The sequence below is a fragment of the Clostridium sp. MF28 genome (assembly GCF_002969175.1).
Classification (GTDB): domain Bacteria; phylum Bacillota; class Clostridia; order Clostridiales; family Clostridiaceae; genus Clostridium; species Clostridium beijerinckii.
The window spans coordinates 3175888-3198188 of sequence record NZ_CP014331.1; the positions used below are offsets into that span (position 1 = coordinate 3175888).

19 protein-coding genes and 1 pseudogene are annotated in these 22301 nt (G+C 31.3%); 7 read left to right on the forward strand and 13 right to left on the reverse strand.

Annotated elements, in window-relative coordinates:
- Positions 1 to 464: 464 nt before the first annotated feature.
- The 6 genes from AXY43_RS13505 to AXY43_RS13530 form a co-directional block, all read right to left on the reverse strand.
- Positions 465 to 1415, reverse strand: coding sequence for a DUF4179 domain-containing protein (locus tag AXY43_RS13505; protein ID WP_077830645.1), 951 nt, complete (start codon positions 1413 to 1415; stop codon positions 465 to 467).
- A gap of 316 nt (positions 1416 to 1731) precedes the next feature.
- Positions 1732 to 2046: a DUF2326 domain-containing protein gene (locus AXY43_RS13510; protein WP_105411664.1), complete on the reverse strand. Its 315-nt coding sequence runs from the start codon at positions 2044 to 2046 to the stop codon at positions 1732 to 1734.
- Positions 2047 to 2221: 175 nt separating this feature from the next.
- Positions 2222 to 3388, reverse strand: a complete 1167-nt coding sequence (locus tag AXY43_RS13515; RefSeq protein ID WP_039773956.1) for an alpha/beta hydrolase family protein — start codon at positions 3386 to 3388, stop codon at positions 2222 to 2224.
- Positions 3378 to 3512 (reverse strand): hypothetical protein, encoded by a 135-nt coding sequence (locus AXY43_RS13520; RefSeq protein WP_017212322.1) that lies wholly within the window; start codon positions 3510 to 3512, stop codon positions 3378 to 3380. The genes AXY43_RS13515 and AXY43_RS13520 overlap by 11 nt, the downstream gene beginning before the upstream one ends.
- Before the next feature lie 203 nt (positions 3513 to 3715).
- Positions 3716 to 4768 (reverse strand): HAMP domain-containing sensor histidine kinase, encoded by a 1053-nt coding sequence (locus AXY43_RS13525; protein ID WP_023974944.1) that lies wholly within the window; start codon positions 4766 to 4768, stop codon positions 3716 to 3718.
- 4 nt (positions 4769 to 4772) lie between these two features.
- Positions 4773 to 5465: a response regulator transcription factor gene (locus tag AXY43_RS13530; RefSeq protein WP_023974945.1), complete on the reverse strand. Its 693-nt coding sequence runs from the start codon at positions 5463 to 5465 to the stop codon at positions 4773 to 4775.
- A gap of 1146 nt (positions 5466 to 6611) precedes the next feature.
- Between AXY43_RS13530 and AXY43_RS13535 the strand changes: the two genes are divergently transcribed.
- From AXY43_RS13535 to AXY43_RS13565, 7 genes and pseudogenes are all read left to right on the forward strand, one after another.
- Positions 6612 to 7049 (forward strand): MarR family winged helix-turn-helix transcriptional regulator, encoded by a 438-nt coding sequence (locus AXY43_RS13535; protein ID WP_077855402.1) that lies wholly within the window; start codon positions 6612 to 6614, stop codon positions 7047 to 7049.
- A 1-nt stretch (position 7050) separates the two neighbouring features.
- Positions 7051 to 9300: an ATP-binding cassette domain-containing protein gene (locus tag AXY43_RS13540; RefSeq protein ID WP_077855401.1), complete on the forward strand. Its 2250-nt coding sequence runs from the start codon at positions 7051 to 7053 to the stop codon at positions 9298 to 9300.
- A 464-nt stretch (positions 9301 to 9764) separates the two neighbouring features.
- Positions 9765 to 11060 carry an IS21 family transposase gene (gene istA / locus AXY43_RS13545; RefSeq protein WP_077857071.1) on the forward strand — a complete coding sequence of 432 codons (1296 nt, stop codon included), beginning with the start codon at positions 9765 to 9767 and terminating at the stop codon, positions 11058 to 11060.
- Positions 11053 to 11805 carry an IS21-like element helper ATPase IstB gene (istB, locus tag AXY43_RS13550; RefSeq protein WP_078114545.1) on the forward strand — a complete coding sequence of 251 codons (753 nt, stop codon included), beginning with the start codon at positions 11053 to 11055 and terminating at the stop codon, positions 11803 to 11805. Before istA ends, istB begins: the two co-directional genes overlap by 8 nt.
- A 131-nt stretch (positions 11806 to 11936) precedes the next feature.
- A pseudogene (locus AXY43_RS13555) lies at positions 11937 to 13024 on the forward strand (tyrosine-type recombinase/integrase).
- Positions 13025 to 13539: 515 nt separating this feature from the next.
- Positions 13540 to 15648: an HsdM family class I SAM-dependent methyltransferase gene (locus tag AXY43_RS13560; protein ID WP_105411665.1), complete on the forward strand. Its 2109-nt coding sequence runs from the start codon at positions 13540 to 13542 to the stop codon at positions 15646 to 15648.
- Positions 15641 to 16789 carry a restriction endonuclease subunit S gene (locus tag AXY43_RS13565; protein WP_181246107.1) on the forward strand — a complete coding sequence of 383 codons (1149 nt, stop codon included), beginning with the start codon at positions 15641 to 15643 and terminating at the stop codon, positions 16787 to 16789. The genes AXY43_RS13560 and AXY43_RS13565 overlap by 8 nt, the downstream gene beginning before the upstream one ends.
- A gap of 163 nt (positions 16790 to 16952) precedes the next feature.
- Here AXY43_RS13565 and AXY43_RS13570 read toward each other — a convergent pair whose 3' ends face one another.
- From AXY43_RS13570 to AXY43_RS13595, 7 genes are all read right to left on the reverse strand, one after another.
- Positions 16953 to 17702 carry an N-acetylmuramoyl-L-alanine amidase gene (locus tag AXY43_RS13570; RefSeq protein ID WP_105411667.1) on the reverse strand — a complete coding sequence of 250 codons (750 nt, stop codon included), beginning with the start codon at positions 17700 to 17702 and terminating at the stop codon, positions 16953 to 16955.
- The gene (locus AXY43_RS13575) at positions 17702 to 17947 is read right to left on the reverse strand and encodes a phage holin (protein WP_243099088.1); all 246 of its coding nucleotides are present in this window, start codon (positions 17945 to 17947) and stop codon (positions 17702 to 17704) included. The genes AXY43_RS13570 and AXY43_RS13575 overlap by 1 nt, the downstream gene beginning before the upstream one ends.
- Entirely contained in the window at positions 17934 to 18140 is a 207-nt protein-coding gene (locus AXY43_RS13580) for a BhlA/UviB family holin-like peptide (protein WP_105411668.1), read from the reverse strand. The genes AXY43_RS13575 and AXY43_RS13580 overlap by 14 nt, the downstream gene beginning before the upstream one ends.
- Before the next feature lie 81 nt (positions 18141 to 18221).
- A complete protein-coding gene (locus AXY43_RS28480) occupies positions 18222 to 18326 on the reverse strand; it encodes a CD1375 family protein (RefSeq protein ID WP_274597740.1) in 105 nt (34 codons plus the stop codon).
- Entirely contained in the window at positions 18326 to 18616 is a 291-nt protein-coding gene (locus AXY43_RS13585; RefSeq protein ID WP_105411669.1) for a hypothetical protein, read from the reverse strand. The genes AXY43_RS28480 and AXY43_RS13585 overlap by 1 nt, the downstream gene beginning before the upstream one ends.
- 11 nt (positions 18617 to 18627) lie before the next feature.
- Positions 18628 to 21201, reverse strand: a complete 2574-nt coding sequence (locus AXY43_RS13590) for a hypothetical protein (RefSeq protein ID WP_105411670.1) — start codon at positions 21199 to 21201, stop codon at positions 18628 to 18630.
- A gap of 1 nt (position 21202) precedes the next feature.
- A complete protein-coding gene (locus AXY43_RS13595; RefSeq protein WP_105411671.1) occupies positions 21203 to 22300 on the reverse strand; it encodes a siphovirus ReqiPepy6 Gp37-like family protein in 1098 nt (365 codons plus the stop codon).
- Between the last annotated feature and the right edge of the window lies 1 nt (position 22301).

Here is a 22301-nt window from a genome sequence, read left to right on the forward strand (position 1 = left end):
ATCTACTTATAAATTGCTTATCCAAACGTAATACTTATTTCAGTATTCTTTTTTATGTCATTAGTATGGTTTTTATACATCAATTACCTTATACAAAGTCCAAATATCCTTAATCTTACCTAGAAAAATATGTACTGTATTGCTTGTTTATACAATATACACAACATTTAATTTACAAAAATTTTATTTTATCTACTTAGAATATAACTTCTTAATCTATATGTAATTATAGATATAGAAACATACTACTCGAAGTTTATTTATATTCTTAGTATCAAAATATGAAAAACATATTATTAACTTATATGAACGCTGGATATTCCTCACTGCGAAATTAGTCTATTTATATAATCCAAATCTAAAGTATTTTCAATAATATACTTAATCTTTTTCTCATGATAATTCTCCTACATAAGTAAAGAAATACTTAAAGTTCTTATTACTTTAAGTATTTCTTTTACTTATTATCTTATATTTATTGTAATGGCTTTATCATAATTGCTAATAGTAGGAAATTTTCTAGGATATGCTGTATCAGGGTTGTTAAAAGAAGTTCTTGGGATTATCGTTACACTTCTCATATCAGTTGTGTCAACAAAATAATTTAACATTATACTTTTATCAGATCCATGACCATCTGATTCCTTAATCTTATTTCCTTTATCATCCGTAAGTTCCCATGATGCCATATCTGTAGTATCACTAAAACTATCGATATCACTGCCTCCTGTAAATTCAATTCTGTATGGGAATATTTTTATATTGTGCACATATAGTTCATGGCCATCTATTACTAGAGTCTGATTAATATCCTTGGCTAAAATCGGCTTGTCTATTTGAGATGCGCCAATTGCAAAATTGAATTTCCAATTCCCTGTTACATACGAGTCAATATTGGATGTACTAGTTACCCCTATCCTATCATAATCTATTAAAATATTTAAATTTTGACTTGTATCTATATTGTCTAAGTAAATATGTGTCACTATATCACAAGTTCCATCATCGTTATGGATGTAATCGTACTTAAATTCATTTGTTTCATTATTCATTATCTTTCCATTAATAGATATACTTGGTTTCAACTCTTGTGCATAATCACCTCTTTCTCTACTATCCAAATGTGTTGTAAAAGTAAGCATATGAGTATCTGCATAACAATCAGATAGAGTAACCTTAATTCCCTTATCTTCAACAGTTTTTCCAATCACTATTTTAGATTTTTCAGGTATTGAATAATTTTCTTTTTCTGAAACAGAATTTCCGCTAGCATCTTGAATTGCAGATGTATTATTAACTACTGCAGCACTAGAATATTGGCAATTACCTGCAGTAATTACTGAAATAAGTGCAATTGCTCCAATAAGTAAACTTTTAGATTTTTTATTTCGAAAACCTACTTTTATTTTTTTCATTATCTTATTCCTCCCACATAACTTTTCATTTTTTTGATATCACTGCAAGTCCACTTTTAATAATAATTAAAAATGATCTTCTGTTATCATTCGTTTTTTATTGACAGCCCCCTTTCTTGTTGTAAATAATATTAAATTATACACCTAATTTCTATTCCATACAAATAATTACATATATTGAAATAGCTTGTTGGTAGATTTGAGAGAAAAACACTATCTCTTGATTCCTCATCGCTTTTACATTTCTGGATCCAAATTCTTTTATATATATAATTTCATCATCGTTAGTACCTCTTCAAAATAGAAAAAGGAATACTCAAATTCCTATTACTCTAAGTATTCCTTTTATTCCAAGTTTCTCAATTCCATCATTCAGAATTAGAAATATGTACTGGCCCTCAAAGTTACGTGTCTCCTTAACGATATTACTTAACTCCATTAAATCAATATTTTCTAATTTATCATGAATTTTAAAAATTGGCATATGATATACCTTATTTATAATTAACTTAACATGAACTAAATAAAAACAAGTGATCATTGCTTTCTTTATTCCAGTTCCAGGCTTTCCATTAATTCCAATTATCTTAACAGGAATTTCATCATCATTATATTTTAAATACAGTGGCAAATGGCTATCCTACTACTACATAAGTTAATTCTTTAAAATAATCATCTAAATTTTCTTTAATATCTTCCGTATCCTTAAATTAAAATATCTCGCTATATGCTTTCTAACAAGCACGGTTCCACCTGTATAAATGTAAGTTTCATAAGCTCCACCTTCTGATTAACTTAAAAATATCCTAGAAATCACTTGGTCTAGGTGCAGAAGGTCCAAGACCAATAGAACAAAGCCAATTCAGTACTACCTCATGCAGCACATTTATGTTGTCTACCTGGCAGTGTTCTAATCCGCCAAGTCTTCTATCCTCTATGGCGAAGAACGTCTTGTTTTTCGAACCAGCCTGCTCGTAATTTTTAAGAGCTTGTGTTAGCGGATTGGGCTGAACCAATATCTCTTCCGCACCGTGCATCACAAGAAGTGGGCATTCTATCTGGTGAAGCACGCCCTCAAGATTGTAGGCAAAACGAGGATTTCCAGCAAAGTCATCCAAGCTTCTTGCACCCAAAATTCTCATGCCGTGAGCAGCTAAACTTGGTGGCATCCATTTTAGCATTGCCTCCCAGTCGAACGCGTGGGTTCCTCCGTCAGAGATGACGGCAGCAATCCTGTTGTCGAATGCAGCAAATCTAAGGGAGTCATATGCCGCAAAACTCTCACCATGAACAATAATCTTGTTAGGATCCACTTCCGGTCTAGTTAGAAGAAAGTCAATTGCTCTTGAATGAAAAGCCTCGCTGTCAGCTCTTCTGCCCTTTCCTTTTTCGTACATTGAAAGACCAGTTCCAGGCTGATCATAGACCATAAAGTTATATCCACACGAAATAAAGGCAGGTCCTAACCAGAAATAGTTCTCAATTGACCACTCATCACCACCATTGAGGGCCAAAATTGTGGGCTTCGGACCTTTTATCCAAGGAGGTGAGAAAAAGTACCCATCCAACTTGACATCCTCATAATCTACTTGGATTTTCTCTGGTTTTACATCAAAGTACTTTCCAGCAGCTTCAAAGAGTTCATTTACTTTCCTAAATATACGGAGTTTCTCGGCATCATTATCCATCACAGCATATTCAGCGATTCGGTGGTAATTGCAAGCACGAATGTAACAGTTACGTGCTGTATACCAGTTTCCAACCGCTTCTGCCTCCTTACCATGCCTTTCCAAAGCATCTGCTGTTATGAGCCATTCCCTATGCCATGTTTCCTTATCATTTGGATCTATTTTTTTGCATGCTTCATAAATTTCGGTGACGTCAGCAGCACCAAGACTTGCCAAACCTAGAGCTTTAGTTACTTGATATGACATCATATAGTTGTTTGGCCAACGGCTAAATTCAATTGACATTGCAGTATCCTCCTTCTCTAGTTATATTTATTACTTCCATCCTTCTCTGATTAAGCATAAGAGTACATGTTTCGAAATAGCGGCACCTATCTATGTCCGTGCCACGAACTTGATTCTCTACCATATCATTTCCTCCTATCAATTTACTTGTAGTTTTTAAGCTACAAGTAAATTTTACGATATAAAAATAAAGCTGCCCTAAAAGGAAAATAAATCTTTATAAAGAGAATGTAAAAAATTATAAAGTATTAGGAAGCAAAAAAGCCACTGCCGGTGTTCTCTACGTTCAACCAACAGTGACCTTTAATTTATTTTAGAGAAATAAAATTAGTATTGTACAAGTGGAAGGCTGAACTTTATACCCAGGCCACCATATTCAGAAGAATATGCATAGATTTCTCCACCATGATATTCAATAATTGATTTACAGCTTGCTAGTCCAAGTCCTATCCCACCATTTTCAATTTGCCTGGATTTATCCACAGTGAAAAATTTAAGAAATAGTGAAGATATATCCTTATCCGGTACTCCAATCCCATTATCCTCAATTTCAAAATAGGCATAAGCCCCTTGTGAGTATCCAGTCATATACACTTTCAACTCATTTTTTCCTCCATATCTTACAACATTACTGAATAGATTACCAAAGACTCGACCTATCATAATCTCATTGACCATAAGCATCATATTTTCCTTAAATAAATGTTTGTAAATAAGCTCATAGTCAAATCCTGATAGCTCATGTTCATATTCTAGGGCAATGTTCTCAAATAATTTTGATGCATTAACGGGTTTCACGGTCATGGATTCTAAATTCAGTTTCTCTTTGATGAAGCTTACAAAGTCGTTGATAAGTTCAGCCATATATTTTGACTTTTTTTGAATCAACTCATAATATTCCTGCTTTTCATTTTCTGGTAGACCCTTTTGCATGGCTAACAGTTCAGCAAAACCATTAATAGATGTTAATGGTGCTTTTAGATCATGAGCAATGGCAGCAATCATATCCATTTGCTCTTTATGTGCTAGTTGGAGCCTCTTTTCCATATTATTAAAATGATTATAAAGGTCTCCAATTTCATCATTACTCCTTAGCGCAAGTGGCGGCAATGGATGCACAATATTTATTCTTTCTAGTCTGGAATTAAGTAATCTTATTGGTTCTTCTATACAAAAATGGATATACATAATTAAAATAATAAAGATGAAACAGGCAATAGCAAATATGGGAAGGAGTAATACTATATATGATGGATCCAGTAATGAACTAGATATAGGTGAATATTCTGCAAAGATAAACTTCAAATAGATTCCAATTGAAGCCATAAAAACTATAAACATAACCAGAAATAGTAAAGGAAGCTTTATTTTCAGTTTCATATTATCACTCTCTTTCCTTGTACTTATATCCAATTCCCCAAATTGTTTTAATAAAATCATATTCAGGACCAAGTTTCTTACGGATATTTTTTATATGAACCGTTACAGTATTTAATTCTCCGTATTCGTCTCCCCAGACATATTCATATATCCGCTCACGAGTCAATACATTATTGGGGTTATGCATGAGCATGGACAATATTTGAAATTCCTTTGTTGATAAGTTAAGCTTTTTGTTATTTAGAAATGCTTCAAAAGTCTTATCATTCAAAATGAGAGGAGAATCAATCTTTTCTCTATTTGGACTAAGTTCATTCCACTCTTTAAACAGCCTGTCGACTTTCCTGAAGTTGGCCCTTATCCTGGAATTAAGCTCCTGAATACTAAAGGGCTTTGTCATATAATCATCTGCCCCTATTTCGAGCCCAACGATTTTATCAATATCCTTATCCCGGGCGCTTAAAAACAGAATTGGAGCATTATAAGATTTTCTGATGCTTCTGCAGACATCAAGGCCATCCATATCAGGCATCATTATATCAAGAATGATGAAATCAATATTATTTTCTTTCAATACACATAAGGCTTCTTTCCCAGAATATGCCGAAATAGTTTCAAATCCTTCATAGCTTAAACTCTTTGTTATAAGTTTTACTATATCTTTATCGTCATCTATAACTAATATCTTTTTTTGCACTTTTGCACCTCCGATCTGCTTCAATAAACGTTCTCTTCTACAGGCCTTCCACACAATACTATCTCATTTATGATTATCAAGGATGATAAATTTAATGCCTTTTCAGAAGTAGTATTTAACGAAAGTGAAATCTTATTATGATTATCTGCTCTTGTTATAATTGTTCCAATTCATTTGCGAATGTCATTTTTCTCATTTGAATCAACATAATTCCACCATAATATATTGATATAAACACCAATAAATACAATGACTGATACAGTTAATGAGCCGAGGATCACTTATATATATTTCAGGGATTTTCAAATAAAGTACCACAGTACCCTATGCAAAAAGTATAGCACTCTTTTTTTTAATATTCAATTAGATACTTATTTTATTTCATGGTGCCAAAAAAGTAGTAAATTCTTAAGTAAAAAAATATAGAATCATAGAAATATGTTATAACAAACTAATTCTTAAAATAATTCATCATTACTCCCCCATATCTGTATATATTTTTATTAATCATATTACACTTAAGTACTTTTGTATGGCGTTTATATAGATATCCAATCATAATTTATTTGATATGTCTTAAATTTATAGTGTAATATTCTTTTTTATGCTGTTCATATGACATTTGTACTACTATTACCATATAAACTTTAATAGAACAAGAATATTAAAAAATAATTGTATTGCTTGTATATGCAATATATACAAAACTTCACATAAAATAAAGCACCTATATCTATATAGATGCTTTTACAACTCACGATTTCTGGATTCGATTAACTCATTTTCTATTTAGTATACATTATTCTGTAAATATTAGTATTTAAGCAATTTTGTCAGTTCCATTTTTCATTGTGACTTATTATTTTCTATAATTGGTGCAATCTACTGCACCATCATTGCACTATTGACTTAATATTTATCTTATCATAAATATACTAAAAACCTGCAGCTTATTCATTCAATTAACTGCAGGTTTTTTATGGTACTCACAACATGATACGTCAAACATATTCAACTATGTTCATCTATATTGATTTACTATTGTTATCCTAAAAATAGTTTCCATATTGCAATCATTTTGCAAAAATGTTAAAATAATTTCCATAAAGAAACTACTTTTATAAATATTAAGGAGATACTTACTTTATGAACAAACAATTATATACTTCTAAATTAGAAGAGGGATTATCGAGACTTCAATGTGAACTTGTTGCCGAAAGGAATACGATAAATACAGAGAATATTTCTTGGTTTCAATATGATTTATTAGAATCCTTATATCACACAAATGGAAGTCGCCCTGCAGAATTAAGCATTAATTTAAGTGTTTCACGTTCTAAAATATCTAAGGGATTAAAAGCTCTTAAAGATAAGGGATATGTAAAACAAGAAAAAAGTGATTCCGATGCAAGGGCACTTTTGACAGCATTAACAGATAAAGGTTTCAAGTTTTTAAAAGAAATAAAAAAAGGTCATGAACATTTAGCTAAAATTGCATCCTCTGCCTTAACTCCAAGTGAACAAAAACTTTTTGCTGAGCTATGCCTAAAAGTGAGCAGTGTTTTTGAAGAGAGAAGGCGCTAATATGTCAAAAGAAATGATTGAAATCTTCCATGCAAATGAAAATAATCTTAAGGATATATCTATAAATATACCTAAGAATAAAATCACAATAATTACAGGTTTATCTGGTTCAGGGAAGTCTTCTCTAATCCTCGATACCTTAGCTGCTGAATCTCAAAGGATGTTAAATGATACATATTCCGCTTATGTTCAACAATTATTACCTCACTATGGCAGACCTAACGTTGAAAAAATCAACAATCTTCCTGTTTCTATAATTATAGACCAAAAGAAAATAGGTGGAAATGCACGTTCAACAGTTGGTACCGTCACTGATATATATACCTTACTGCGCCTTCTATTTTCTAGAATAGGGAAACCTTTTGTTGGCTACTCAATGAATTTTTCTTTTAATAATACAAATGGTATGTGTACTTATTGCCAAGGATTAGGAGTAATTAAAGATATTGATACTCATAGATTAATAGACTTTGACAAAAGCTTAAATGATGGTGCTATTAAGTTTCCAACATTTCAACCCGGAGGCTGGAGATTAAGCCGTTATACAGAGTCTGGTTATTTTGATATTGAAAAACCAATTAAAGATTACTCAGATTTAGAACTTAATACTCTACTTTATGAAGAAGAAAAAGCTCCTGATAATCCTACAAGTAATTGGCATAAGACAGCAAAATATATTGGCCTTATTCCAAGAATCAGAAACTCATTCTTAGAAAAAAATCAAAAGCAATATAAAAAAGAGCTTGAGCAGCTTGTTGATGAACAAATCTGTCCTCATTGTAATGGAAAACGTCTTAATGATACTATTTTGTCCTGCAAAATCAATGAAAAGTCAATTGGTGATTGTACTGATATGTCAATAAGTGAATTGAAGTCTTTTCTTCAATTAGTCCATGAGCCAAAAGTTCAAACAGTTATTGATGATATTCTAAAGCGTTTACTTACATTAGAGGAAGTGGGATTAAATTATCTTACATTGAATCGTACAACTAATACTTTATCTGGTGGTGAATCTCAGCGAATTAAAATGTCAAAACATTTAAACAGCAGTCTGAGTGATGTTCTCTATATATTCGATGAACCCAGCATTGGATTACATCCTCATGATATAACTGGTATAAATAATATATTCAAAGGGCTTAAAGAAAAAGGAAATACAGTTATAATTGTGGAACATGATCCTGATGTAATAAATATAGCAGATCACATTATTGACATGGGGCCTGAATCAGGAGTTAAAGGTGGAGAAATTACTTTTGAAGGTACATATAAGCAGCTCTTAAATAGTGATACTACCACTGGAAATGCTTTATGTAATAAACATGAAATAATTACAGAAAATAAGGAGCTTCACGAATTCTACGAGCTTAATAATGCAAATATGTTTAATTTGAAAAATATTTCTATAAAAATACCTAGAAATGCCTTAACAGTTGTAACTGGAGTAGCCGGTTCAGGTAAAAGTACATTGATTACACGTCTTTTCCTTGACAAGTATCCAAACAGCATACTCTTAGACCAAAAAAGAGTCCATACCTCTTCTCGCTCAATACTCGCAACATACATGGGCTTTTTTGATAAAATTAGAGCTATCTTTGGTAAAGCAAATAGTAAATCACCTTCACTATTCAGCTTTATTGGAGAAGGTGCATGTCCTTTGTGTAAAGGAAAAGGTATAATAAAAACAGATTTAGCTTTTATGGATGATGTTGAAGAAACTTGCGAATTATGTGATGGAACAAGATACAAACAAGAAATATTAAATTATAAGTACAGTTCATATACAATAAGTGATATCCTTAACCTCTCTGTTGATGAAGCTTTGGCAGTCTTTATTGACAAAGAGCTAAATAAAATATTGTATACTATTTCTGAAGTAAATCTAGGGTATATTAAACTCGGTCAATCTCTTGACACAATGTCAGGTGGAGAACTTCAAAGATTAAAAATTGCTGTAACTCTTTTAAATAACGCTGGGGAAATTTACATATTGGATGAACCAAGCACAGGCTTGCATGAGTCAGATATAAAGAAATTGATACAGTTATTTAATAAATTAATTAATAAAGGAAAAACAGTTATAATATTAGAACATAATTTAAGTATAATGTGCCAAGCTGACTGGATTATTGATTTAGGTCCACTAGGGGGCTTTAATGGAGGAGAACTTGTATATATGGGATATCCTAGTGGCATTACAAAATGTTCTTCATCTTTTACAGGAAAAAGATTATTGGAATATATATCTTAAAATATATATTAAGTAAGATAACTGTATATTTTATTTAATTTTAGGTATTTTTTAGTATTAAATAAATTTATTAAACTATACTTATATTATGATACTTTATTAATAGCATAAGTGCCTTAATCATTAGTTATTCTAGTATTAAAGGCACTCTACTTACAAATTTACTTATACATATATAAATTTATCACTTATTCTTAATGATAAATTATTAATACTAACTTGTATAATGTATTAAATATTATTACCGTTGAAAAAATCTCCATTGTTTCCTTCTTTATCGTCAAAGCTTTAATTGCAATTCTTTTATGGTCTTTCTTATACTTATCAATGGCATATTCTTATTAAATCAAGTATACTTATCCTTTATATAAATGATAAGATAAGAATGTAAGGAAATGATCATTTAAGAATGTACAAATTAGTTTTTATAAATTATAATTACCCAATATTTATTGGGGGTAATTATGATTATACAAACAAACATTTATTCAGAAATTAAAATAAATAAGGTAGAAGATCTTCATAAATTAAAGCCACTTATGGAGGTAAACAATTTGAAAGTAAATAAAAGCCAAATAGCTAGAGAACTTGGAGTTGATCCTCGAACCGTAGGCAAATATATAAATGGATATGTCAAACCTACCACTAGAAAATGCAAATCTAAAATAGAAGCTTTTGAGCCTATTATAAAAGAGCTTCTTAGCAAAGATTCAATTCAAGTATTTTATTATAAACGTATTTTATGGCAATATCTAAAAGATAATCATGGACTAGATTGCGCACAATCTTCGTTTAGAAGATACATTTCTAATCACTCAGAATTTAATGAGTACTTTAATAATAGGAAAAAAGGACATATATCAAATGCTTCGCCTATGCGATATGAAACGGAGAAAGGGCAACAAGCACAATTGGATTGGAAAGAAAATATAGAATTTGTTTTGACTACAGGTGAAATTATTAATATAAATATTTTTGTGGTAATCCTTTCATACTCAAGGTTTAGAGTATATAAATTATCGATTGATAAAACGCAAGATATACTACTATCTTTTTTAGATGAGTCATTCGAAACTTTTGGAGGTGTGCCAAAAGAATTACTAACAGATAACATGAAAACAGTTATGGATAACCCTCGAACTACTTATTCTAAGGGAAAAGTAAACAATAAATTTCAACAATTTGCAGATGACTATGGATTTAAGGTCCGTCCCTGCATAGCAGGAAGACCGAATACAAAAGCAAAAGTTGAGGCTCCTATGAAACTATTAGACGAAATAAGGGCCTATAATGGAACCTTAGATTATGAAGGTCTGCATAAGCTTGTTTCGGATTTAAACAATAGAATTAATGGTACATGCCATACATCAACTGGTAAAATACCCATATTGCATTTAGAAAAAGAAAAAGATTTCTTATCAGAACTGCCTAAAGTACAGATAAGAAATCACCACAAAATAATCACCACAAATGTTAAAGTAAATCGCCAAAGTATGATTTCATATAAATCAAACCAATATTCTGTACCACCAGAATATATAGGTAAAAAACTAAAACTTCAAGTTTATGATGATCAACTACATGTGTATTATAGCACAAAGTTAGTTACTATTCATAGAATAAAAAATCAGAAGTTAAATTATCATGCTGATCATTATGCTGAAATCAGTGGTTTAACATTTAATAAAAATTCATATGAAATGATAGAAGTAGCCAGAAATAATTTGAAAATGATAGGAGAAATATATCAAAATGAATAGTACATATACACAACTCATAAATAATTTAGAATATTTGAAGATGAAGCAAATGATTACTCATTTGGACGAAGTTATTGATTTTACAACAAAAAACAATCTATCTTTTGTTGATGCTTTAATTAAGCTTACAGCTCACGAGATCGACTGTAAAGAAGCCAATATGATTAAATCAATGGTTAAGGTTGGGGCTTTTCCACATCAAAAGGAAATTAAAGATTTTGACTTTAATTTTCAACCTGGAATTAATAAAGATCAAATATTGGATTTTTTAACACTGCGTTTTTTAGAATCACAAGAAAATATTGTATTTTTAGGTTCTAGCGGAGTTGGGAAAACACATCTTGCGACATCTATAGGAATCGCGGCTGCGAAGCGCCGGTACAGTACATATTTCATTAAGTGTAATGATTTGCTGCAGCAGCTAAAACGAGCAAATTTAGAGAATAGGTTAGATGCTAGACTTAAGCATTTTAGTAAGTATAAACTTCTTATTATTGATGAATTGGGGTATTTACCTATAGATAAAGAAGATTCGAAACTGTTTTTCCAATTAATTGATATGAGGTATGAGAAAAAAAGCACTATCTTAACTACCAACATAAATTTTAACTCTTGGGATGATATTTTTTATGATCCTGTTATAGCTAGTGCTATCTTAGATAGAATTTTACATCACGCCCATGTTGTTACAATCAATGGAAAATCATATAGACTAAAAGATCATTTTAAACAAGAAGAAGATTAAAAAACCACATTCTTAAATGATCAAAAAGTTACATTTCTAGCTTGACATTTATACCTTTAGTTATGATATTGTTCACCCTCCATTATCCCAAACCTATTTCGTATTTACTTTAGATAAAACTCATTAATGAAATCTATTTTTCTTCATATAATTTAATCCATCAAAGCCAATTGGAGAGCTACAGTAAGCCTTGGATACGCAAATGGTAAAAAGAACGTTGAAAGAAAGCAAGGCTTTAAAACTAAAAAAGAAGCTTAAGCATGGGTTACTGGAATCTTATCAAAAAGAAATAAAGGATTTATTGCTCCAACTGAAGGTAATACCTTATTTAAGGATTATATATTAAAATGGTTTGACGAATATAAATCTAAACACATAAGCATAAATACCAAGCACAAATTATAAGTCAAGAATTGATACTCACATAGTGCCAAAATTGGGCGGATACAAGTTAAATAAAATTACTAATGCAATCATTCAAGATTTTTATAATAGCCTTATAGGAGAAGGCCTCAAGCCTTCCAGTGTAAAAAAAATCATGGAAACTGTGAATGGTGTTTTAAAATATGCTCAAAAAAGTAAGTTAATATATAACCTACCTACTGACATAGAAAAGCAGCCTATGAATAAGCCTAAAGTCGAGTTTTGGACTAAAGAGGAAATTGATTTTTATTTAGATAAGATTCACGATTCATACCTCTACACACCAATTTTAATAGAAATATTTACTGGCTTGCGTGTTGGAGAGCTCTGTGGAATAAGATGGTATGATATTGATTTCGAAGATAGGTATCTAACTGTTAATAATCAGGTTATTTATGATAGAGAATTAAAAATATTGGTATTTTCAGAGATATTAAAGACTGATACAAGCCATAGAAAGATAACTCTACCTAAAATATTAACTGATTATTTAAAATCAATTAAATGTGATGCACTTGATACTGATTTTTTAGTATTAGATCGTGAAGGTTCAATGTGTGATCCTAGAAACCTATCAATGAATTTCACTAAATCTATACACAAATATAGAAAATCTATTGATGATTTAAAAAGAGAAGGTGAAAATATTAAAGTGGTATCTGAAAGACTTGGACATAAAAGTATATCTGAAACATTAGACACCTATACTCATGTCATGGATGATATGAGAGATAATACTGCTGCATTACTTGATAATATATTTAAATATAAACCCCTTAATGATGATAATAAATAACTCTAATTTGTGGTCACTTTTAGTCATCTTTTTACTTCAAATAAACTTTTGGTCATCATTTCGTCACCTTTTTAATAAATAAAAACGGCTTAACCATTGCAGTTAAGCCATTCTTCTTTGCACATTGGTACTCCCAGCGGGATACCACCTATACATTTTTTCACATTTATTCAGTTATAATGACATGCCTTAAACTCGCTATTTAACTATATTTCATTGTATAAGTATATATTTTCAATCTAACTTAATTTTAATGTGATATTTATAAAATGTCCCCGTTGTGTCCCCTTTTTATTTCTAATTCATACCGCTAAAATATATATTAAGTTTATTACTTTAAAGGATTATATCTATATACGTTTAGTAATCTTGATATAAAGCACTTTTAAAGGTACAATATTAATACTATTTATTATTTATCATTAATGTAAGAAGCGATCCATATTATATGAGATAAAATGCAAAATTTAGATATAAACTAATAGATAAATCTAAATACTAGGGGGTTAAGTGGAATGGCTAATAAACGCTATAATGTTTCAGAAGAATTATTACAAAGAGGAATTATAGATAATCCAAACAGAATTGGTAAATATACGTATTACAATATAGGTGATACATTTATCGGAAGTCTAAAAGCAAGTAAATTAATTCCAGACAAAGATTATGAAAATGAGGATAGAAAACCCGATGGTCTAATTGTTGATGATACCAAACGAGTCATAGCCGTTATTGAAAACAAAAGTCTATCAAAATATAAAACACCTAGATTAAAAGCAAACGCAACAAAACAGGCTCTTGAAGTTGCTACTGATTTAGGCGCTAAATTTGTAATAAGTACAGATAGTATCAACAGTGAATGGTATAGTGTTTTTACAGGAGAGCCAATTTTAAATATTGATGGAACTGAATTAAAAGAACCATTTGGCATTACATCATGCAATACTCCAAAAATGGAAAAGTTAATAGAAATTCTTGACAATACCATAACAGAAACTTGTAGATATATTACTAACATTGACAACATAGACCCTACTCCTTTGGCATTATCAATTTGGAATGAAATATATAAAGCTACATTTGCAACACCAGAAAATTGTCTTTATACATTTGTTGAATTATTCATTTTTAAATACCTAAGCGATTTAGGGTTATTATCACATGAAAATTCTTATTCAGAATTTATGAAAAAGTATAAAATTGATCATAGAAGTCAACTAGAAAAAAAAGAAAATGTATCTAATGAAGATGTATTATTATCAAAATATGCTAAAAATATCAGACGAGAAATCAAACAACTTTTCCCTGAAGATGAAAAAGATATGACTACCATTATTAATGGAACTATTTTTGTCAATGAGGATACTGCAGATGGCATTACTGGTTATGGGAAAATATTTAAAAACATCTTAGAAATGTTTAAAGATGTAGACTTGAGAAATATTGACAAAGATTTTAAATCTAAGATCTTTGAAATCTTCTTTAAAAAAGATAGTCAAAAAGGTGGTATGGGACAATATTTTACTCCGTTAAAGGTTGTTCAGCAAATCGTAAATATGGCTGATGTTAAACCAGGTATGAGAATTTGCGACCCTGCATGTGGGGTTGGAAAATTTATTTTAGATGCTGTTTCAAGAAATATAAATAAATTTTACAAAATAGAAGATGGAAATTTAATAAGAAATATAACAATAGAGGGATTTGATAAAGGATTTACAAAAGAAAGTGAAAGAACTATCATATTAGCTAAAGCTAATATGATGATATATTTTTCAGACTTAATAAAAGATAATCCCTCATTAACGGATCAATTTTCAAAGTTATTTAATGATACATTTCATTTAAGGACGTCTGTTCTTGGAACTTTAGACTATATTCCAACAAAAAAACAAAAATATGATTTAATTCTTTCTAATCCTCCATATGTTGGTGGAACAGATGTTTTTAAAAAAGAAATTGAAGGAAATGCAACTTTAGAAACATATTATAATAAAAATGGTACTGGTTTAGAAGGATTGTTTGTTGAGTGGATAATTAGAAGTCTGAATGATAATGGAGACGCATTTATTATTGTTCCTGAAGGATTTATGTATAGATCTCAAGATAAAGGGCTGAGACAATTTATTCTTGATGAATGCATTATTAATGGCGTTATCTCTTTACCATTAAACACATTTTTTTCAACAAATAAAAAAACATATATACTTTGTTTAACAAAAAAGATTGAAGAGACAAAGGCAAAACAAACAGAACCAATTTATACTTATCTATGTTCTACAATAGGGGAGACTTTAGATGTTTATAGAACAGAAACTCCGAATGATAATGATTTAGCAGATGCAGCTTATGAATATCATAATTTTAAAGGTAATAAAGAAGCTTACAAAAGCAGACTAGAACAAGGTAAATTCTCTAACCCAAGGTTAAAAATATTAGATATTGATTGGTTTATAAATAATCTTTCTAAACATTGGACTATTGATGATAATTGGACTGATGAAGAAAAAGTAGCATTAGGAATAAAAGAAGAAGAACAAACAATGACCCCTAATGAGTTATCTGATTTTATAGATAAAGTTATAAATGATCTCAATGCATATAAAGAGGTGCTTAAGAATGTCTGATATTAAATTTAAAGACATAAAAATAAATGAATTATTAAAAACTGTTCCTATTGTTAAAAAGTTAAAATATGAGGAACTCATTACAGATGGAGACATTCCTGTATATTCAGCTGAAACTAAAAATAATGGTATAATAGGTTACTATAATACTGCTACTTTTCATGCTAGTGCCGATAAGCCGTTAATTGTTTTTGGAGATCATACCAGAGCCGTAAATGTTGTATATACTAACTTTTCGGTAATGGATAATGTAAAAGTTTTGGATCTAAAACATTCTTCCAGGAAACTATGTCTTGAATATATTAAGTATCAATGGCGAAATAAAATACCTAACTTGGGATATTCAAGACATTGGAAAGTTGCTAAGGATGTTGAAATATCTATTCCAATAAATGAAGATGGAACATTTGATTTTGAATATCAACAAAATATAGCTGAAAAATATAAAAAACTTGAAGATAATAAGAAGTTGCTTTTAGACGATAAACAAAGATTACTGAATAGCTCAATTGATATTGATTTATCCATTTATCCATACAAAGAAATAAATTTAGGAGAAATTTTTGATTTATCACAAACAAGTAATGGTTCTAAATTCACCAAAACTTTTATTAAATCTAATCCGGGTAATATACCTGTTTATGGTGCTTCAAAATTTGAAGAAGAAGTTAGTTATGGATATGTTAAAGATAATGCAGAAATAGTTGAAACAAAGAATGGGAAAAAAATAATTACTAAAGTCAGATATTTTGAGGACTGCCTCACTTATAATATTGATGGTACAGCGGGATATGTATTTTATAGGAAAGGTAAATTTAGTTTATCAGAAAAAGTTAAACCTCTAATTATTGTTAATACATATAAAGATTACATAGATGAAAATTATCTTAAGTATATTTTGCAACCTATCTTTAGAATGAATACAAGAGGCCGAAAAGGCCCTAATGGAGAAAATGAGTTTTCAAAAATAGGTAAAAATATAATCCAAGACTTGTTTATTCCTATTCCGGTAAAAGAAGATGGAAAATTTGATTTAGAAACGCAAAAACTTATTGCTAATAAATATAAGAAAGCCGAAACTATCAAAAATGCCTTATGTAAACAAATTGATGAAACATTAAAAATTACTATAGAAATGTAATACAAAATATACAAAGCCTATATCTTATTTTTCATAATAAATAAAGATATAGGCTAATTTATTTTTTATTATATTATAATTTCTATCGAGTCCTTATTATAGCACAATCTTAAAACTTCCAGTATACAATTAAAAACTAAGTTGTTACTAGTCTATTATTTCCCTATTTTTTTATTTCATAGAACCAAGAACCCAACATACCTTTTAATTCATTGCACTTACTCAAAGTTAAGTGTTGCGTTTCTATCCATATGCCCTTACTATCGCCCCTCACGTAGCACGTAACCCCTTTGAAATACTCTAAGACTTTATTTATATTAACCCCATCATAATTCTCTGAATCCGGCGGTAAATAGGTTGTAACTACATAGCCTTTGCTTGCCGCTGCGGCTGCTGGTATATTTGAATCAATTGCATTGCAAAACCTATGCGCCAAAAGCTGCCAGCTACAACCCCTATAGATGGCCATGTCTGTTTCGCTATCACAAAAGCATATTTCAAATATTATGTTGCCAGCTGCAATATGGTTCATTTCATAGTCTTTAACATATTTTACGCCCCTGTTAGTGAATCCCAAAGATCCAAAGTTATTGCATAGCCTTTGAGCATATGGAAGGGCCTTGCTTGATTCTGATGAAACAAGCGCTTCAACCCCATGGCCTGATCCATTAAAAGCATTCATGTGAAGGCTCACAAATAAGTCAACATTTGCTGCATTTGCTGCGGCTGCTCCTTCAGATAATTCAGCGTTTGCGTTGCTGCCATTGCTATTACAATCTATAACAGTATGACCATATTGTATTAATAGATCCCTAACATATTTAAAATATTGCTGCATTTGTTCGTATTCATTAACGATTCCAACCGCCCCAATACAATTGGAGCTATGGCCGCCTCTTAATCCTATTTTCATTATTGCAATTCCTCCTTTGTTACACTATCGCTCATTCCTGTTGTGCTATTGTCCACAACAATTCCTAACATTGTAAGAACTCCAAGCACTGTGTTTACTATATCGTTCCAATTATCAGGGAATATTTTAAACCCTAATTGTTGGCTTAAAAGTACAATTGCACTTGCAATATACACCCAAAAACTCTTATTTTTTAATCTTGCCTTTAAATCAATTTTATTCATATCTTTTCTACCTCTTTTCATTTATTTTGCTTTTGATCTCTCTTACATCTTCCTGAATATGTTCAACTAAATTGAATTTTTCTGCCAAAGTATCTAATAAATTTTGATACCTTGCTTCTCTTTCTCCTGTGGTCCTTAATACATAAACCAGTAAACACGCAAACATTCCATACCCTAGGCCCTGTTTTAGGGCCACATTGATTAACTCATCCATAACACACCTACTCATTCAACATTAAAAAAGGCCATAAAAAAAAGACTTATCAAAAGTCATTTATTTTGGCCATGGCATTTATTATTGAGCTGCTAAAATTGCTGCCACTCTATCTCTCCATAATGGCGGCACTTCTTCGATCGTCATTATACCTTCTTTTATTCTTCTAACATATATAACAACCATTATTTTGTACCTCCTAACATTGCTGCGATCTCTACAAGCGCGGCTTCTAAATCATTCAATCTTTGTTCAACTGGATCAACTTCTTTTGTTATATCAATATATTTATAATATAACTCATTGTGTTCTTTATCATATACCAATATTGCTTGTTTCCCCTCAACTTCAACCATTCCAGGCTCATTTTTATCTAATACATAGCCTTCATTTACATCAAATTCATTAAGATCATAACTAAAATTGTATCTAATAAATGTAACCTCATTTTTTTCATTAGTTCTGATAAATATCATTTTATATCCTCCTAAACCTTAAATTTTAATAGATTTTTTGCATTTGCAAGCATTACAAATTCATTATTTGCATTTCCAGCGGCCCCAACGAATCCATTACTTTCAGCGTATAGACCGCCAAATGGATATGATTGTGGGATTGAGGTAACATCACCGTCCAATACGGTAACGCCAGTTCCGGTCGCGCTTGATCCACTTCCATCGCTTGTCCCTAATACTATAACTGATCGCCCCGCTGGGCTGAATCCAGCGTTGTATGCGTAACCTATCGACATTTGCGCCCCAGATTCTTTTAATATATACCCACCGTAGGAACTTGAAGAACTTGTGCTTGATCTAAATGGTTTAAAAACGTAGTCAGTTGTTCCATTCCCTATGAATCCCGCTTGATATATAGAATTAAGACTAACTTTAATAACGTTCGATCCATCTGATTTATTGGCTTTTGTATAAGATGTAGTACCGTTGTTATAGCTGTCTACTATCCAAATATAATTCTTGGATAGTCCTATTGAAGTAATAAGACTTCCCCCTGAAGTGGATTGGAAAACATTTAAGATCGTTGAAGAATAAACTAAATTTCCGTTTATATCAAACCTCTGTATAATGGCATCATGGCTAGACCTTGATACTTTGTAGATGTCTCCGTTGCTATCATCAAGCACGTAACTATAACTTGTTGGATAATGGGCCAAGCACCTATTTGATCTGTATGTCCAACTTACGAAATTTAAATTAGTATCATACCAGCCTGAATTCGCCCCGCCACCATTGGCAATATTCACCCATAATAAGTTAGTCCATCTATCAAACCTTATAAATGGTGCGCTTATGTCTGATGGCCTAGTCCATGACACTTTTGTTACTACATTTAATTTAGCATCAAATTTTATTAAATCAATTGTACTATAGTTACTATTGCAAACCAATAAATATGAGCAACCATCATTGTCTATTGCAACACAAGGGGCAGCATATTGATAATTCGTTGTTGATCTATAAAATGAGGTATAAGATCCGCCCAAGCTTTCAACTGTTGCAGATCCATCAACCCCAAATATATTTTTTCCAGCTACAATATATTGGCTTAATAAATTGGGATCGCCTTTGATTATTTGTGGCCCAGCTGTATATATATTGGCTGGGATCGTCTGATCCGTTGTTCCAGGTATTATTGTTGCGGCCGCTTTGGAAGGGATATTCCCCGCCACTTTTACCCCTTTAGTATAGGCACTATATCCATTCAAAATATGCCCCGCCGCTGCGGTTGCGTCTGCGCTATCAATAACGGTTGGACTTCCTGAAACACCCACTATTTTAACGCCAGATTTTATATTATTTGAAATGATATTAGAATCAATTTGAGCAGCTGTGGCCACTATTTCTGGATACCCGCTTGTTGTGCTTGTTATATACGCCCCTGGTGGGAATCTAAAATATCTATTGTTAGGGTAGAACGTACTAACTCCAACACTTACCGCGCTTACTGAAGCTGGCTGATTCAGCATAGTTCCAATAATGCCTGTATCATTATCATTGCTAAAAGTTTCATTTGCTAGTACATGAGCTGCAATGGTGTTCCCTTCGGCACTAGCCTTGATAAAAAAACAATCACCCGCCAGATCATACCAAATTGTAACCGCCTTACCCTTTATCAAATTTACTGGCGTTGTTGTGTTTGGTTTATACAATGGCCTTCCATTAACAAGTGTGCTTGTACCGTTGTTATTATAAGCGACTCTGAAACTCTTTGAACTTCCATCAATAAGATCCACGCCATTTAATATTATTGCGTTTGAAGATCCCTGGGCCATCTGTAAGACTTGTATACCATCAACCCTATTTGTTAAGTTTCCAGCGATATCGCCATTTAAAGTATTTTTTATTCCTGAAAACCATGAGTTAAAATCATTTGCGAATTGAGTCTCCATAGAGTCTATTTGTGATTGTTCTGTTGATTTAGTAGAATCATACCAAGCTTGAAAATCTGTTTTCTTTTGAGTTGTCCAAGTAGAAAGATCTGTGTCATATTGGCTTTTCTTTTGTGTTAACCAGGTTTGATATTGATTGAATAATGTTGTTGTGTCTACTTGGTCTATAGTTCCATGAACTATCCCACATTTTGAATTATCAAGTCTAAGATCTGTTATATTGGGTTGGCTTATGCTTAAAACACCTTTTCCAACATAAATATCAGCTATTCCCAATTCATAGGCATTCGCATCTCTCTGTAGCTCTGGAGCTGCTGGCGTAGTAGCAAAAGTACCTTTTTTCACCTTTGCATTGATAGCTCTAGTTATAACATCAAATCTTAAAACCACTCTATCAATTCTATTTAATATTCCATCCGCATTATCAATATTTAGGGCCAAATCAGCATCATTATTATAATAATAGCCTTTGATCCATGCCTTACCAGCCTTTATGGTTATACTCATATCACTATTTGATAATGTTTGTAAGTTTGTACTAGGGTTTGGGAAAACTCCATTGCTTATAAAACTTGAAAAATACTCCGCGAAAAAATCTGCTTTATACTTACGATCTCCATTTATACTGTTAAAAAATCCACTTTTTTCTGCCATCTTATCCCCTCATTTTCTGCTTTAGTTTATCAATTAATGTTGGTACATTATTGCCAAAAATTATATTAATAGTTTGTCCATTCTGTTCGTATACTTCTTCAATTTCTGTGATCCTTGCGTTTATAACTAAATTCCACCTTTTAGAAACACACGTGACAATATCGCCAAGCTCAAAATCTTTTTTATATGCCAAATTTGAATTAACATTAATAGTGCTATCAAAAGTTAACACCTCTTTTGTGGCTGCAAGCGCTTCATTACCCTTTTCGATTAATAAATCATTGTATGCCTGTTCACTCAAAACATTGTTATCTTTATCAACATTGGTTAAGCTCTTTTGATCTGCAAATATTTCAAACCTATCCAGGCCAGCTGCATTTCCAACGGTAGCAAGTTTCCTTTCAGGGCCTTCACCGATCCCACCAATTAGAACTAAATTCTTATAGTTGTTCAAGCTATCTGTAAACTCTTGGCTTAGCACATTTTCAAACTCCTTGCTAAATATAATCCTTGGGTTTATATTCTGGCTTATGCTTCGATCTTGGCCCTTGTATACCTCAAAGATCAAATCTTTATTAACTGGATCAAATTTGATCCTATGACCTAAATTAGATATATTACTTAGACTCTTAATTTCTTCAGCCAAGTTTGAATATGATACTTGATAATTAACCGATTCATTGAATCCCTTCAGGCTGCCAAGTGTTAAATTATTTATTATTCTTGATAGATCTGCTGGATTTATGCAATTATGATTTACTAGCTGCCGCATGGCATTTTCTGTTGTATCGTTTATTATTTCAGTACCCCAAATGATTCGCCTATTCAAATAGCCTGTTAAAAAATAACCTTTTGCAATAATGATCTCTTTGCCTTCTTCATCTTGCTTTAAGTTCACATATTCAATGTACGCTGCTTCTGGATCTCCTTTAATATATATAATATTTTCCCTTTTCAACAACGAAAGAATTTCAGGCGTTAGGCCACAATGCAGCTCAAACTCTCCAGCTTCAAAATATTTTCTAACATATCTAAATGATATAAAACCTTCAACTATACCTTTAAAGGTTAAATTCCTATCAAATATAAGTAATTCCATA